The sequence below is a fragment of the Arthrobacter sp. BF1 genome (assembly GCF_056680215.1).
The window spans coordinates 2,795,720-2,810,431 of the sequence record NZ_CM155271.1 but is presented as its reverse complement, the minus strand read 5'-3'; the positions used below and the strand labels follow the sequence as shown (position 1 = coordinate 2,810,431).

The window sequence follows — 14,712 nt, the reverse complement described above, 5'->3', positions numbered from 1 at the left end:
CGTCCTGCTCAATGGTGGCCACTGGAATCAGTGAACAGTTGTTGTACCGCTTATTTTCGTCGCGGGATGCCCCCACGACGCCTAGCCTTTCGATGCTAGAAGTCTCCGCCGCCGCCGGAGTCGCCGCCCCAGCCGCCCATGTCGCCGCCGCCGAAACCGCCGCCGTCTCCCCAGCCTCCGCCGTCACTGTGGCCGCCGCCCCAGCCGCCGCCTCCACCGCCATTGAGGATGGAGTTGATGAGGATTCCGCCAAGGATGGCGCCGCCGAGCCCGCCGCCGCCTCCGCCGCGGCCGCCGAACATCCCGCCGCCGCCAAAGCCCTGGTTGGCATAGCCACCGAAGTTGTCGACATCGGCCTGCGCCAGTTGCGCTGCCTGGGCTGCGAGGGCGTGCGCCTGCTGGGCGTACGTGAGTGCCGTGACAGGGTCGTTGCGGGAGATGGAGAGCGCGTAGTCGAGGTTGCGCTGCGACTCGGCAAGCCGGGTACGGGCTTCCGTTCCGACGCCACCGCGCCGGGCGGTGATGTAATCGGACGTCGCGCTGATCTGTGCCTGCGCCGACATGATGGTCTGCTGGAGTGAGGCCTGGGCGCGGCGCGCCTGGTCCTGCTGGTTCCGGATGCCGGTAAGGGACTGGTCCAGGGCCTGATGCGCGGTTTCAACGCGCTGCAGGGTAGCGATGGGATCGATCTTCCCACCCTGGATTTCCGCCTTCACCTGGCCCAGGGCAGCTTCAACGCCCGCTACGGGGCCGGCCAGTTCAGGATGTTCACCGGACTGGATCATGGCTTTCGCCTGGGCAAGGTCCTGGGAGGTTTCGACGACGGCCGCCTCCAGTCCGTTGCGGGCCTCATCCAGGCTGGTGGACACCTTGGCGATGGCGTCCAGCAGGACGTTGGTCTGGTGCAGGCTCTCTTCAGATGCCCGCACAGCCACAGCGGCGAGGCTGCCTTCACCGGCGGTGAGTTTCTCCTGGGCAGTGGCCGTGGCATTCTGTACGAAGGCGAGGCGTTCCTTGGCTTGCGTGATGTTGTCGGCCACCTGGACCAGGGCGCTGTCCGCATACTTGGCACGCAAGGCTGTGAGGGACTGCTCAGCGCTGGAGATCTTCGCATCGGCCTCATGTGCTCCGGCGCTTACGGCTGCCAGTGCCTGCGGGGCGTTCTTCTCGAGTTCACGGAGCGAATCGAAGTCGGCCTTTTGCTCTTGGAGCGACCCGAGCGCCGCTTCTGAACGGCGGATAATCTCGCCGTACCAGCTGCGCTGCTGTTCTTCAGTGTCAGGGATGTGATCGTCCAGTTGTTGCTGGAGCTTGAATGACTCGGACATATGAGCTTTGGCTTCGGCCAGGGCCTTCGTGAAGTTGCCAACCGCGGCGTCGCCGTACTGCGCCTGGGCAAACCCGAGCTCCTGCTCGCTGGACTTGATGGCGTCATCGGCTTCGATGATCAGGGAACCGCTCTTGCGCCGGAGGTCCTCGATGCTCAGCGAAGCAAGCGGATCGAGTTCGGCGCCCTGCGGTCCGTAGCTGGCACTGGACGCCTGAGCTGCCTTCTTGCGCCTGTTGCGGAAGTAGAGGTACGCGCCGGCACCACCGGCAACAACGACGCCCGTCCCTACAAGAACGCCCGCGCCGGCTCCATCACCAGGGACGTTGCCGCTTCCGCCGCCGGCGGCGTCACCAATGGCCGCCGCGGTGTCAATGGCTGCCTGAGCCCACTCGCCAGCGCGCAACTGGGGGTCAACGGCACTCTTGATGATGTTGTCTCGCTTGGCATCGCTGATGGCGCTGTTGCTAGGCTTGCTGAGCTGGTATTTACGAGTATCGGTGGCGACGGCCAGGAGCATGGAGTTCTTGCTCAGCTTCGCGTTAGTGGCCACCTCGGCAGCCCATTCAGCGGGCACATCGGGGTTGGTAAATGTTTTGACGTAGACGACGTACAGGTTCATCTGGTGGTCCGTGCCGAGCTTCTTTATGGCGTCTTGGACCGCGGCCTGCTTGCCACCGAGAACTCCCGCCTTGTCTACTACCTTTGATATCGGGTCCAGAGTCACCGGGTCTTCGGCCCACGCCGCGCCGGCGGGAACCGCGAGCAGCCCTGTCAGGCCGATCACGGCGAGGATACGTTTGAACTTTGACCGCATGTGCAACCCTTCAGCACGCCTGACACCGATTCGGGACGAATCAACGTCTCAGAATGCAGCAGCGCCCCCACGCGTGGTGTAAAGCCGCAGGTCGCTGTGGCAATTCCTTTTGATTCTATGGTGCACCTTTGGGTGCGTCCACCGCGGCGAATATGCCACCAGCGAAAACCCGCGGGCACCCAGGGGCAGCAGCTTGCACGCTTTCAGGAACCTCCCAGCCAACGTTCGTCCCAGTTCCAGTCAGACGGTACATAGTTAATGCAGACGAGGATGAAAGGAAGTCCAATGACTGAGAACCCAACCCCGGGTGCAGCGCCTGATAACCGGCAACCGGACGAGAACCGGAATCCGGCCCAGACCCCTGCGGAGGCCCGCAGCGACGCTGGCGGTCTCTCCAATCCGACCGAGCAGCTGGACCGCTCCGGGGCACCTGAGAACCCCACGCAGCAGCTGCCTGGTGCACCCCGTCCGGTTTATCCTCCCCGCGATCCGTTCTACGGCCAGCCGGCCCACAACCAGCAGACCCAGAACCAGCAGCCGTACAACCAGCAGGCCCAGCAGCAGGCCCAGCCGGGAGTGCATTCAGCGCTGCCCGGTGGCTACACGGGTCAGTACAACCCGGGTCAGTACAACTCGACCCCCAATCCCGCCGACGCTCCCCGCCGGAAGGCCTCATTCGGCGTCGGGACCCTGGTGGCGAGCATCCTCGCCGCCGGTCTTGTGGGTGGCGGCGTGGCCACTGTCGGTTCGGGTGCCCTTGGCAACGGTTCACCCTCGGCTGTCAGCAGCAGCACCGGCAGCCAGCCAGGGACGGTCATCGTCAATAACAAGGACGACGTCAACGCCATCACGGCGGCCGCACTCAAGGCGACCCCCAGCGTGGTGACCATCAGCGCCTCCAGCGGCAACTCCGGCGGAACCGGCTCGGGCATCGTCCTGGACGGCGACGGGCACATCCTCACCAACACCCACGTGGTGACCCTCGACGGCCAGACAGCCAACGCGGCCCTGGAGGTGCGCACCAGCACGGGCAAGGTCCTCAAGGCCACCGTGGTGGGGACCGATCCTCTGTCCGACCTTGCAGTGATCAAGGTGGACGACACTTCCGGGCTCACCCCGGCAAGCCTCGGCGACTCCGGCCAGCTCAACGTCGGCGACACCGCAATTGCGATCGGCTCCCCGCTGGGCCTCACCGGTACGGTCACGGACGGCATCGTTTCTACCCTGAACCGGACCATCAGCGTGGCCTCCTCGGCCGCACCCAAGAACGGCGACAGCTCGCAGGGCGGCGATCAGGGCTTCCAGTTCGCACCTCCGGGCGGCGGACAGGGCCAGAGCACAACGGCTCAGGGTTCCATTGCCATTAATGTGATCCAGACTGATGCAGCCATCAACCCCGGCAACTCCGGTGGTGCCCTGGTGAACACCAAGGGTGAAATCATCGGCGTCAACGTGGCCATCGCCTCCGCCGGCTCCGATTCCTCCTCCTCGTCCTCCAGCGGAAACATCGGCGTGGGCTTCAGCATCCCCATCAACCACGCAAAGCGGGTGGCGCAGGAGATCATCGATACCGGCAAGGCATCCCACGGCCAGTTGGGCGTCAGTGTCCGGGACAAGTCCTCAGGCAGTTCGTCCAGCTTCTCGGTGGGAGCCGACGTGGCCACGGTTGAAGCGAATTCAGCAGCCGCCAAGGCCGGCATCAAGGTGGGCGATGTGATCACCAAGTTTAACGACCTGACAGTCAGCGAGCCCAACCAGCTGACGGCAGCCGTCCGCGAACAGGCCGGCGGGTCCACGGTCAAGATCACCGTCCTGCGCAACGGCCAGGAGCAGACATTTGACGTGACGCTGGGCACCGCAGCGGACCAGTAGGAAGTACGGCAGGAAACAAACGACGGCGGCGGTCACCACGGTGATCGCCGCCGTCGTGCGTCTCCGAAAAACGCCCCGCCGGACTCTGACACAGGCGTTAACGGGACGGCAACGGAACACGACTATATGGTTAGCTAGGATCTACCCGTACCCCGGGCGTTCCGAGGCCATGACCCCACCCGGCTGGCTGTCCACAAGCATGGAAGGCTGCTGTAAACACAGTGGAAGAGACATTGAAGATCATCGTCCTGGTCAAGCATGTACCGGACGCCCAGTTCGACCGTCACCTCAACGGGGAGGGCTACACCACGGACCGCGACGAAAGCATCCTTTCGGAGCTCGACGAATATGCGCTCGAGGCTGCCCTGCAGCTGGCCGAGGCCCGCGGCGGCGCGAAGGCAGGGAACCAGGTCATTGCATTGAGCATGGGTCCCGCCGGCGCGGTCAACGCCGTCAAGAAGTCGCTCCAGATGGGTGCCACCGAGGGCGTGCACCTGACGGACAGCGCCCTGGCGGGTTCCGACGCCGCCGCGACCTCGCTCGCGCTGGCAGCCGCCATCCGCCATGTCGGCGGGGTGGACCTCGTCCTCACCGGCATGGCTTCCACCGACGGTGAAACATCCCTGGTGCCGGCCCAGCTGGCCGAACGCCTCGGCCTTCCGCAGGTCACCTTCGCGTCCTCGCTAACGGTCGACGGCGGCCGGCTCACCGCCCGCCGCGACGCCGACACGTACTCGGAGACCGTTGAGGCCCCGCTGCCTGCAGTGGTTTCCGTGACGGACCAGATCAACGAGCCGCGCTACCCCAACTTCAAGGGCATCATTGCCGCCAAGCGCAAGAGCATCACCACCCTCTCGCTGGCCGACATCGGCGTCGATCCGGCACAGGTGGGCCGCTCCGGATCCTGGACCACGGTGACCACCGCCGCGGAACGTCCGCCACGCACCGCAGGCACCATCATCACCGACGAGGGCGACGCCGGCATCAAGCTCGTCGACTTCCTGGCCGCCCAGAAGCTGCTCTAAGAGGGATCACAGACATGGCTAACGTACTTGTATTCATTGACAACCCCGGAGACGCTTTGAAGAAGAGCAGCCTGGAACTGCTGACCGTGGGCCGTGCCCTGGGTGGAATGGCCGTCGCCGTCAACGGTGAGGTGCACCCGGCAGTGTCGGCGGCATTCGCCGAGTATGGCGTCACTGCGGTCTTCCAGCCTTCTGTCGCAGACCTGGATGACTACCTTGTGGGGCCGAAGGCGGCCTACCTCGCGGCCGCCGCCACAGCAGCCGGCGTCAGCACAGTACTTCTGGACAACTCACCAGAAGGCAAGGAAATCGCGGCCCGGCTTGGCATCAGGCTCAACGCCGGCGTGATCACCGATGTTGTTGCGGTGGACGCCGACGGCACGGCGCACAAGTCGGTCCTCGCAGGGTCCTACACCACCGCTGCCAGAGCCAAGACGCCCGTTTCCGTGCTGACCCTGAAGGCCAACAGCGTCACTCCTGAGCCCGCGCCCGCGCCGAGCGCCCCTGAAACATCCACCGTGGAGGTTCCCGACGACGGCACTGCAGCGGCTGCCCGCATCACCTCGCGCGAGCAAAAAGTGGCCAGCGGCCGTCCGGACCTCACCGACGCACGCATTGTGGTTGCCGGCGGTCGTGGCCTCGACGGCGACTTCGGCCCCGTGGAGGAACTTGCCGATGCGCTGGGTGCGGCGGTGGGTGCCTCCCGTGCGGCCACCGATGCCGGCTGGATCAGCCACGACGCGCAGGTAGGCCAGACCGGGAAGACCGTGTCCCCGCAGCTCTACATCTCGGCCGGCATCTCGGGTGCCATCCAGCAGAAAGCCGGGATGCAGACGGCCAAGGTCATCGTGGCCATCAATAAGGACGCCGAGTCGCCGGTTTTCGAGATCGCCGACTTCGGCATCATCGGGGACCTTTTCGACGTCCTGCCCCAGGCCACGGAAGAAATCAAGAAACGTAAAGGCTGATGGTGGCTGAACCCGCTGTCCCAGCACAGAGCCCGTTCGACCCGGCCACACACCGGGTTGGGCGGGTGCTCTGTTTCGCCGCCCACCCGGACGACATCGACTTCGCCGCCGCGGGCACCATTTCCGCGTGGACAGCCGCCGGCGTCCACGTCAGTTACTGCATCATGACCGACGGCGACGCCGGCGGGTTCGATCCGGCGCACCGGGCAGAGATCGTCGCCCTCAGGGCCGCGGAGCAAAGCCGGGCGGCCGGACTTGTGGGCGTCACCGATATTTTTTACCTGCACGAGCGCGACGGCTACCTGGAGCCCACGCACGAGGTGATCAAGGCCGTGGTGAAGCTGATCCGCGAGGTCCGCCCCGACGTCGTGCTTGCGATGCATCCCGAACGGAACTGGAAACGCATCCAGAAGAGCCACCCGGACCACCTCGCAGTGGGGGAGGCCGTGACCCGGGCCGTCTATCCCGCGGTGGAAAACCCCTTCGCCTACCCGGAGCTCGCCGAGGCCAGGCTGGCCGCCTACAAACTGCCGTGGCTGTGGCTCTATGCCGGGCCGGACGAGCGCGAGAACCATTTCGTGGACGTCACGGACCACGTGGCCACCAAGCTTGACGCCATCCATGTCCATGTCAGCCAGCACCCCGACGTTGCCGCCATGGAGGCGGTGGTCCGGGCCGGACTGCGCGCAAACGCCCGGCGAGGCGGCCTCCCGGAGGGCCGCAGCGCCGAAGCGTTCCACGTGGTGGCCGTCAACGGTCCAGGGACCATCGCCGGATTCTAGGCAGTAAACCTGCCAGCTCGGTCAGCCGCCAGCCGTCAGGCCCCCAGCGGTGCGGCTGCCACGGTGGGGGTCGTGGGGGCAGTGGAGCCGCCCACCGGCTCCACGGTGATGCCCAAGGAAACGGCCTTGGCGATACCCTTCACCACGGCAGGTTTGGACAGCGCTTCTTCGTCCATCAGGCCCTGTGACACTGGTGCGGAGCCGTCCTTGGGGATCAGCCACATCTGGTACACCTTGCCGGCCGGCGGTGCGGGCACGCCGTTCATCTTGACTACCAGGGCATCCTCCGAGGACGAGATCAGGACCGTTGCCGTTCCCCCTGCTGCCACGGGAACTGACGCCTCGCGGACGTCCCCGGCCCGGACCACCTGGTTCAGCGGATCGTTCTGATCTGCGACGTACGATCCTACGGCCACGCCACCAAGGGCGATCACCGCGGCAGCTGCCGCAGCGGCGAGCCAGCGGCGCGCACCGGCAGGCCCGCGCCGCGCTTGCCGCCTTGCCCTGGCAGCGGAAAGCTCATCCGTGGACTCTGCCTGCGATTGATCGGCAGGCGAAATGGCAGCAGGTGCAGCAGGTCCGGCATCAGGCAGTTGCGCGAGCGCGGGCAGCTGCGCCACGATGCGGTCGAACAGATCTGCCGGGGGTTCTTCCTGTGCGGTGAACGACACGGCCAGGGTTTCCCGCGCCTGGCGGACACGCTCCAGGAAGGAATTGCGCTCGTCCGCCGGGGCGGCGGAGACGTAACGGTCGATGGCTGCGCGTTCGCTATCAGTGACCGCGTCCAAGGCATAGAGCTCGGCCAGGTCCACGGCCCGCCCGGCATCCAGGTCGGCGGCGATCTCCAGGCCGAACGACCCCGGCCGGCGGGCGCCACCCTGACTATTCATTTCTGTCATCTCAACTCACCCCCAGACATGTCTTCAAACGGATCAGTCCGTCGCGGATGCGGGACTTGATGGTGGGAACTGCCGCATTGAGCTTCTCCGCGACTTCCCGGTACGTGAGGCCGCCGTAATAGGCGAGCCGCACGGATTCCTGCTGTGTATCGGTCAGCGTTGCCAGGCACCGGACCACCGCCTCTGCCTCCAGTTTGCTGTCCACTTCGGCCGATACGGAGTCGTGGTCCACCTCCTGGCTGCTGGCGCCATACTTTGCTTCACGGTCGGTGGCCGACTGCGAGGAACGCACCTTGTCCACTGCCCGGCGATGGGAAATGGTCATCAGCCAGGACAGCGGACTGCCCGCTTCGGGGTTGAATTTCCCGGCATTCTGCCAGACCTGGAGGAAAACTTCCTGCGTGGTGTCTTCGCTGAGCTCAGGATCGATGAGGACCCGGCGGGCCATCCCAAAAACCCTGCGCGAGGTCAGCCGATAGAACTCGGCAAACGCTGCCTGGTCTCCGCCGGCAACCCGGGCGAGCAGACCGCCCAGGCGCTGGCTGAGATCCGCCGGGGAGTCTGTGACTGCGGCCGGGGACTCGAAGTTTGGAGCGTTGGGAGTTTCCATCACTACCAAGCATAGGTCTCCGGGGAGTGGATCCGGGGCATCGACGCCGGGGCTGCGCAAGGCAGCGGACGAGGCAGACGGCTCAAGGGCCGGCCGGGCCTGTAACAGTCTCACCCGCCGCTCCTTCGTCATCCCGGAATTGCTGTCAGGAGTGATTCGGTGCAGGCAGCGTCATGGATGGGCCTGGATGGGCTCCAATGCGGCAGTCAGATTTGGGCGCCGGCGAATCCTTGCTGGCGCCAGGCCTCGTACACGGCAATGGAGGCGGCATTGGCGAGGTTCAGCGAACGGAGGGAGGGCAGCATGGGAAGCCGCACCGTGGCGGTGACGTGCGGGTCGCGCTTAACGTCGTCGGGCAGGCCCACGGATTCCTGGCCGAACATCAGCACATCTCCGGGCTTGTAGGCAATGTCAGCGTAGCTGGCCGCGCCGTCGGAGGTAAAAGCGTAGACGCGTTCCGGCTGCAGCTCCCGCCAGGCATCCGCGAGGGTTTTGTGGACAGTTACGACGGCGAGATCGTGGTAGTCGAGGCCGGCCCGCCTGAGCTTCGCGTCAGAGAAATCAAAGCCCAGGGGTTCCACCAGGTGCAGTTCGGCACCGGTGATCGCGGCCAGCCTGATGGCGTTGCCGGTATTGCCTGGGATTTCGGGGGAGTGGAAGAGGATTCGGAACACGGTCCAATCCTAGCCAGTGTGCATGCCGCGCAGCAGCCGGGCCAGGATGGGCACGTTGACCGTGTTTGGCGCTGGCCCGGCGGAGAGGAAGTGTTTGAGGCCGCGGACCAGGCCTGCCCCGTTGACCACCTGCACCGTTTCGCCGGCGCCGGCCGTGCGCCGGTGGCGGTCGATGACCGGCTCGTGGAGGTTGCCGTCGGGGCTGTGGATGACGGTCCAGCCGGTGACGTTCAATTCAGGGAAGATATCCTGCATGGCCCGCACCACGTGGGCCAGCTGCGGCGGGGCAATGGAGCGGCCGCCATGCCTGAGGGCCTGTCCATCCCAGGCGTAAGCCCCCTTGGGCAGAAGCATGGAACCGATAAGCGCCAGCCTGTAGCCGGACAGCAGTGCGTGGTCTATGTGGCTGTTGTCCGCAGGGGACTGCAGCCCGTTGACCAGCCGGGCTGCCGGAATCGCCGGCAGCACCTGCCGGGCGATGAGCTGCACGGTCCGCATCTCACGCTGGATCCGGGCCTCAGCAACAAAAATTCCGCGTTTGCGCGGCATCCCGTGAACCTGCTGAGTGGCCTGGCTGAAGGGGATGAGGGGAACCGTCCCGGCTGCTTGGAACGCCGCGGCATCGTAGGGAGGCAGGTAGAGTGCGGGGTCGCCGGCGGTGTTGCGGGGCGTGCTGGGCCGGTGCACGGTGGCCGAGGCGTGACTCCCCGCCGCCGGCGCATCAAAGTGCGCTTCCGAGGCGGCCCTACCCGTTGTGCCGGACGTTCCCGCGGCATAGGAGCGGTCGTAGGCCTTCCGCCGAGTGGGGTCCATCAGGGTTTCGTAGGCTGCCGTGACCCGGCGGAACGCGGCGGCGTCGCCGCCGTGGTCCGGGTGGGCCGTCCGCGCCGCGCGGCGGTAGGCCACCTTGATTTCCTTGTCGGTGGCTGTCACCGCGACGCGGAGCACCTCGTAGTAGGAGCTGCTGCTCTCGGTCAAGCACTCATCCTTCTGTTCGTCTGGCCAGTCCACGGCAGGCAGCCCGGCTGGCCCAGTTTAGCCGCCTGTCCACACAACGTCTTTGTGGGTGGCAGTGGTTCCCGGCACGGCTTACGAAACGGAACCGGCCGCCGTCTAGACTCTTGGATGATGACGGCCGGTTGGCTGTCCGGCGAGCATATTGGGGTGGATGTGAAGGCACAGGCTGCAGCTGGACTCGTGGCAGGGGCACTGCTGGGAGTGATTGCGCTCGCAGGATGCAGCGTGGGCGTCCCGGACCCCGAAGCCCCGAAGATCCCGCAGACAGCCACGGCGCTTGCCACGCCCACCATCACGCCTGGCCATGATGCCGCGGCGGTGGCAGCCAAGGACATGCCGTTTTCGGCCGGCGCCTCGCTGGCCGAGGGCGCTCCGGTGGGGATCTCCGACGGCCTCAAGAGCGCGCCAGGCTGGACGCAGGTTAGGGAAGGCGTGGCAGGGGAGAGCCAGTACGTGAAATCCGACGGCTGCCTGGTGGCGGCCAAGGTGCGCGCCAACCAGTCCCCCCTGGTCCTGGCGGATGACAAGGAATCAACCGTTGGCCTGTTCACCTACCTGGACCCCACCATCCTGCCCGCCTATCTGAAGGCGGCAACGCTGCGGTGGGGCGGCGAGCCTGACAAACCGGGTCCGCAGGTTGAGGTTTTGGTCCTGGAGGAACCCGGTCAGGCAGGCGCCAAATCAACGGCCGTTATGGCCAGGGTCTTCGGCGCGGCCGCATCGTCTGTGTATGTCTCGGTTTCCTGCCCCGATGCTGCCACCCTGGCTGCGGCCCGGGCCGAGGTGGCAGTGCGCCTGGTGATCGTTCCGCCGTCGAACTAGCAGTGAAGCCTGAACTAGCTGTGGCGGCGCCAGGACGCGGCGGGTGAGAGCCGGTTCAGAGCGAGCGCGCCGACCAGCAGGCCGAAGTCCCGCAGGGCCACGTCGTAGTATTCGCCCAGGACCAGCAGATTGATGATGATTCCGAGCAGCCAGACGGCCACCAGCAGCGAACCGAACCGGGGACGGACCGCCACCATGATGCCGGCAATAATCTCCACCACGCCGACGATGTACATAAACGTCTGCGGCGTGACGGGGACAACTGATGTGGCAACGGGAGCCAGGTAGTTGGTCCAGTCGGTGAGGATGTTGGTGAATTTGTCCAAGCCGAAGAGGATCGGTGCCACGGTGAACACGGTCCGGAGCAGGAAGAACGCCTGCCGGTCCGGTGCCATCGATTGCAGGCGACCAGTTGACGTGTTTTCTGTGGTGGTTTTCATGGTGCACTCCTTCTAAAAGTAGGTATCATAATTTTAGAAAGAACGGACAGATTAAGCAATGGATGTTGTTTTTAGAATGAAGGGTTCCTAGTGCGCAGACTTCCGTGGGGCCGCCGCGTGGCGGCCGTTGCCTCGCTCGGCGACGAAAAACGCCGGCAGCTTTTCCAGCTGGTTGCCTCCTCCGACGGTGCCGTCGGGCGTGACGACGCCGCCGATGCCCTGGGGTTGCCGCGAAGTACTGCGTCTTTCCACCTCGACAAGCTGGTCCAGGATGGCCTGCTGGCAGTGGAATTCCGCAAGGCCGCCGGCAAGGCCGGCCCGGGCTCCGGCCGCCCCGCCAAGTTGTATCGGCCGGCAGCTAGTGAGGTAAGCGCCTCGGTGCCTGACCGGAACTACGATCTGGCCGGAGAGCTCCTCGCCTCTGCCATCGAGCACTCCGCGGCAACCGGCGATGCGGTGGGCGACTCGCTGCGCATGACGTCCTACAGTAAGGGCCGGGAGCTCGCCGCCGGAGCGGAGGGCTTAGCGGAGTTCATGGCAGGGGAGGGCTACGAGCCCCGGCCCGACGGGGAGGGCGGCCTGGTGCTGGCCAACTGCCCGTTCCACCGGCTTTCTGACGGGCATCCGGACGTTGTCTGTGCCATGAACGGTTCCTTCCTCCGGGGCGCCGCTGCGGCATGCGGGGAGCCCGAGGACCGCATCGCGCCGAACAGTGCGCAGGGCCAGTGCTGCGCCAGGATCACCGCACGGATCAGTGCGGCCTGAATCCAGGACCGCCGACGCGGCTAGAATTGTTCCGTGCCCGTCTACCTCGATCATGCAGCCACCACACCACTTTCTGCGGAGGCGCTGGCAGCCCTGACCCGGGAACTCTCCCGCACCGGCAACCCATCGTCCCTGCACGGCTCAGGCCGCCGCGCCCGCCGCTCCGTGGAGGACGCCAGGGAAGCCATCGCGACGGCGGCCGGCGCCCATCCCTCGGAGGTCATCTTTACGTCCGGCGGCACTGAGTCGGACAATCTGGCGGTCAAGGGCCTGTTCTGGTCCCGCTCGGGCGAAGACCCTTCCCGGCGGCGCATCCTATGCTCCGCCGTCGAGCATCACGCGGTGCTGGACACGGTTGAATGGCTCGAGCGGCACGAAGGCGCCGAGGTCACCTGGTTGCCTGTGGACAGCGACGGGGTGGTGGACCTGGAGGCACTGGCGGCCGAGCTGTCACGCGACCCCGGCTCCATCGCCCTGGTGACGGTGATGTGGGCCAACAACGAGGTGGGGACCATTCAGCCGGTGCACCGGATTGTGGAGCTGGCGCACGCGGCCGGCGTTCCGGTTCATTCGGACGCCGTTCAGGCGTTCGGATCCCTACCCGTAAACTTCAAGGCTTCAGGCCTGGACGCCATGTCCGTCTCGGGACACAAGATCGGCGGTCCGGTGGGTGTGGGGGCCCTGCTGCTGGGGCGTGCGGTCAAGCTTACTCCGGTGCAGCATGGCGGCGGCCAGGAGCGCGATGTGCGCTCCGGGACGTTGGACACAGCATCCATTGCCGCGTTCGCTGCGGCTGCCGAGGCTGCCACTGCGCACCTTGAATTGGAGAGTGCCCGCATCGGGGCCCTCCGCGACCGGTTGATCAGTGGTGTCCTCGAACGCGTACCTGAGGCCGTGCTGCGCGGAGCTCCGGGGGAGGAGCGCCTGCCCGGCAACGCCCACTTCACGTTCCCGGGTTGCGAAGGGGATTCCCTGCTGTTCCTGCTGGACCTTGCCGGCGTGGAGTCATCCACCGGTTCAGCCTGCACTGCCGGCGTGCCGCGGCCGTCCCATGTGCTGCTGGCCATGGGCCTGGACGAGGAAACCGCCAGGGGCGCCCAGCGCTTTACGCTCGGCCACGCCTCAACCGACGCGGACGTGGATGCCTTGCTGGCGGCCCTCCCCGGCGCCTATGAGCGGGCGCGCCAGGCGGGAATGGCAGGACACGAATCGACCATCCAGACTGCGGGCACTGTGGCGCGTCAGGCCGGTTCCGGCAGGAGCTGACCGAGCCCGGCGGCATGGTCGGCCAGGCGCTCAGCCGTTACCGGCGTCCGGGCCGAAATGAGGGCCTTGATGGCCTTCTGGGCACCCGGCTGCACTTTCCGCGGCCAGTTGACGCTCATGCCAGCCACCACCCGGGAGTCGTGCAGCCAGAAAGCGATGAACTCCTTGTCCGCCAGCGACCCCCTGATGACCGGTTCGGCGCCGGCGGCCAGAGTTGGGAAGCCCGAGTATTCCATGCTGACGTCGAACTGGTCTGTATAGAAGTACGGGATGGTGTTGAGCGTGGCGTCCTGGCCCATCATCGCCCGGGCTGCCACCTTGCCCCCGTTCAGGGCGTTGGACCAATGCTCGCTGCGGTGGTGTTGGCCGGTGAAGGGATGCATGGCGTTGGCGACGTCGCCGGCGGCATAGATACCGGGGTCGCTGGTCCGCAGTGAGGCGTCCGTGAGGATGCCGTTGTCCAGCGTCAGGCCGGCCGCCTGGGCCAGAGCCGTGTCAGGCACCACTCCCACGGCGATGATGACAATGTCTGCAGGGAGCAGTTCGCCGGCGTCCGTGATGACACCCGTAACAGCTCCGCCCTCTCCTGTGATTTTCCGCGCCGAGGCGGGAAGCCGGAAACTGATACCGTTCGCTTCGTGTAAATCCCGGAAGAAACGTCCGAGGTCCGGGCCGATGGCGCCCGCAAGCGGAATATCCTCCAGCCCCAGCAGGGTGACGTGATTACCGTACGTTGCCGCGGCAGCGGCCAGTTCCATCCCGATCCATCCCGAACCGACCATCACTACATTTTTCCCGCCTGCAGCGAGGCGTCCGCGGAGCTGCCTGCTGTCATCCAAGGTGCGGAACGTCGAGACTCCGGCCAGGTCACTGCCGGGCAGCCGCAGCGTCCGGGGCAATGCCCCGGTGGCCAGGAGCAGGGAGCCGTACGCCAGGGACGATCCGTCGTCCAGCTGCACTGTCCGCTCCGCCGCCCGGATAGCGGTGACCCGGACGCCGAGGCGGAGGCCGACGTCGTTCTCTGCGTACCAGCCGTGCGGCACCACCGGGACGGTGTCCTCTGCGGCCTTGCCCAGCAGGTACTCCTTGGACAACGGCGGACGCAGGTAAGGGTGGTGGTGTTCGGCACCGACAAGTGTCACCTGTCCGGTGAAACCTTCAGCCCGCAGGGTCTTGGCGGCGGTGGCGCCTGCCAGCCCGCCACCTGCTATGACGATGTCCTGAACAGCCATGTCCGCCCGCTTCCGATTTGCTCCACCGATTCTAAAACTGTTTACCCTGACTTTAGAAGCGGGGGGTGTGGCAGTCAAGGTCTTTTGGGTAGCATTCGGCGTGCCGATACAATAGTGCGGCAGGCATTGTGTTACTTGTGCGGCCGCCACTTGAACAGGGGGCCGCCACGGAGGCCTGCGGCCCCCTGATCCCAAA

At 66.0% G+C, this 14,712-nt stretch carries 14 protein-coding genes; 7 read left to right on the top strand and 7 right to left on the bottom strand.

The window, feature by feature from the left end; all coding sequences use genetic code 11:
• Positions 1-95 precede the first annotated feature (95 nt).
• Positions 96-2,144: a TPM domain-containing protein gene (locus AC1MCD_RS13140; protein WP_498672591.1), complete on the bottom strand. Its 2,049-nt coding sequence runs from the start codon at positions 2,142-2,144 to the stop codon at positions 96-98.
• A gap of 285 nt (positions 2,145-2,429) precedes the next feature.
• Here AC1MCD_RS13140 and AC1MCD_RS13135 point away from each other — a divergent pair, with 285 nt between their 5' ends.
• From AC1MCD_RS13135 to AC1MCD_RS13120, 4 genes are all read left to right on the top strand, one after another.
• Complete coding sequence (locus tag AC1MCD_RS13135) at positions 2,430-4,016, top strand: S1C family serine protease (protein WP_498672590.1); 1,587 nt, start codon at positions 2,430-2,432, stop codon at positions 4,014-4,016.
• A gap of 233 nt (positions 4,017-4,249) precedes the next feature.
• Positions 4,250-5,041 (top strand): electron transfer flavoprotein subunit beta/FixA family protein, encoded by a 792-nt coding sequence (locus tag AC1MCD_RS13130; protein WP_190989427.1) that lies wholly within the window; start codon positions 4,250-4,252, stop codon positions 5,039-5,041.
• Between the two features lie 14 nt (positions 5,042-5,055).
• The gene (locus AC1MCD_RS13125) at positions 5,056-6,009 is read left to right on the top strand and encodes an electron transfer flavoprotein subunit alpha/FixB family protein (protein WP_498672589.1); all 954 of its coding nucleotides are present in this window, start codon (positions 5,056-5,058) and stop codon (positions 6,007-6,009) included.
• Positions 6,009-6,791: a PIG-L deacetylase family protein gene (locus AC1MCD_RS13120; RefSeq protein WP_498672588.1), complete on the top strand. Its 783-nt coding sequence runs from the start codon at positions 6,009-6,011 to the stop codon at positions 6,789-6,791. The genes AC1MCD_RS13125 and AC1MCD_RS13120 overlap by 1 nt, the downstream gene beginning before the upstream one ends.
• Positions 6,792-6,826: 35 nt before the next feature.
• Here the strand turns inward: AC1MCD_RS13120 and AC1MCD_RS13115 are convergent, their stop codons facing one another.
• The 4 genes from AC1MCD_RS13115 to AC1MCD_RS13100 all read right to left on the bottom strand — a co-directional run bounded on the left by AC1MCD_RS13115 (position 6,827) and on the right by AC1MCD_RS13100 (position 9,952).
• A complete protein-coding gene (locus AC1MCD_RS13115; protein ID WP_498672586.1) occupies positions 6,827-7,690 on the bottom strand; it encodes an anti-sigma factor in 864 nt (287 codons plus the stop codon).
• 1 nt (position 7,691) lies between these two features.
• A complete protein-coding gene (gene sigK, locus AC1MCD_RS13110; protein WP_498672584.1) occupies positions 7,692-8,300 on the bottom strand; it encodes an ECF RNA polymerase sigma factor SigK in 609 nt (202 codons plus the stop codon).
• 206 nt (positions 8,301-8,506) lie between these two features.
• Entirely contained in the window at positions 8,507-8,974 is a 468-nt protein-coding gene (locus AC1MCD_RS13105; RefSeq protein ID WP_498672582.1) for a tRNA (cytidine(34)-2'-O)-methyltransferase, read from the bottom strand.
• A gap of 9 nt (positions 8,975-8,983) precedes the next feature.
• On the bottom strand, positions 8,984-9,952 hold the full coding sequence (locus AC1MCD_RS13100; protein WP_498672580.1) for a J domain-containing protein: 969 nt from the start codon (positions 9,950-9,952) through the stop codon (positions 8,984-8,986).
• 147 nt (positions 9,953-10,099) lie between these two features.
• Here AC1MCD_RS13100 and AC1MCD_RS13095 point away from each other — a divergent pair, with 147 nt between their 5' ends.
• On the top strand, positions 10,100-10,813 hold the full coding sequence (locus tag AC1MCD_RS13095; protein WP_498672578.1) for a hypothetical protein: 714 nt from the start codon (positions 10,100-10,102) through the stop codon (positions 10,811-10,813).
• 14 nt (positions 10,814-10,827) lie between these two features.
• Here AC1MCD_RS13095 and AC1MCD_RS13090 read toward each other — a convergent pair whose 3' ends face one another.
• Entirely contained in the window at positions 10,828-11,253 is a 426-nt protein-coding gene (locus tag AC1MCD_RS13090) for a hypothetical protein (RefSeq protein ID WP_498672576.1), read from the bottom strand.
• 90 nt (positions 11,254-11,343) lie between these two features.
• On the opposite strand from AC1MCD_RS13090, the gene AC1MCD_RS13085 reads away from it, so the two are divergent.
• Both AC1MCD_RS13085 and AC1MCD_RS13080 read left to right on the top strand, forming a co-directional pair.
• Complete coding sequence (locus AC1MCD_RS13085; protein ID WP_498672574.1) at positions 11,344-12,018, top strand: helix-turn-helix transcriptional regulator; 675 nt, start codon at positions 11,344-11,346, stop codon at positions 12,016-12,018.
• Between the two features lie 33 nt (positions 12,019-12,051).
• The gene (locus tag AC1MCD_RS13080; RefSeq protein ID WP_498672572.1) at positions 12,052-13,284 is read left to right on the top strand and encodes a cysteine desulfurase family protein; all 1,233 of its coding nucleotides are present in this window, start codon (positions 12,052-12,054) and stop codon (positions 13,282-13,284) included.
• On the opposite strand, the gene AC1MCD_RS13075 is transcribed toward AC1MCD_RS13080, so the two are convergent.
• Complete coding sequence (locus tag AC1MCD_RS13075) at positions 13,260-14,516, bottom strand: NAD(P)/FAD-dependent oxidoreductase (protein WP_498672571.1); 1,257 nt, start codon at positions 14,514-14,516, stop codon at positions 13,260-13,262. The two genes, AC1MCD_RS13080 and AC1MCD_RS13075, sit on opposite strands and share 25 nt — an antisense overlap.
• Between the last annotated feature and the right edge of the window lie 196 nt (positions 14,517-14,712).

Excerpts from the sequence above, each read along its gene's own strand:
- AC1MCD_RS13140 (WP_498672591.1), bottom strand. The coding sequence starts at position 2,144 with ATGCGGTCAAAGTTCAAACGTATCCTCGCCGTGATCGGCCTGACAGGG.
- AC1MCD_RS13135 (WP_498672590.1), top strand. The coding sequence starts at position 2,430 with ATGACTGAGAACCCAACCCCGGGTGCAGCGCCTGATAACCGGCAACCG.
- AC1MCD_RS13125 (WP_498672589.1), top strand. The coding sequence starts at position 5,056 with ATGGCTAACGTACTTGTATTCATTGACAACCCCGGAGACGCTTTGAAG.
- AC1MCD_RS13120 (WP_498672588.1), top strand. The coding sequence starts at position 6,009 with ATGGTGGCTGAACCCGCTGTCCCAGCACAGAGCCCGTTCGACCCGGCC.
- AC1MCD_RS13115 (WP_498672586.1), bottom strand. The coding sequence starts at position 7,690 with ATGACAGAAATGAATAGTCAGGGTGGCGCCCGCCGGCCGGGGTCGTTC.
- sigK (WP_498672584.1), bottom strand. The coding sequence starts at position 8,300 with ATGGAAACTCCCAACGCTCCAAACTTCGAGTCCCCGGCCGCAGTCACA.
- AC1MCD_RS13095 (WP_498672578.1), top strand. The coding sequence starts at position 10,100 with ATGATGACGGCCGGTTGGCTGTCCGGCGAGCATATTGGGGTGGATGTG.
- AC1MCD_RS13090 (WP_498672576.1), bottom strand. The coding sequence starts at position 11,253 with ATGAAAACCACCACAGAAAACACGTCAACTGGTCGCCTGCAATCGATG.
- AC1MCD_RS13075 (WP_498672571.1), bottom strand. The coding sequence starts at position 14,516 with ATGGCTGTTCAGGACATCGTCATAGCAGGTGGCGGGCTGGCAGGCGCC.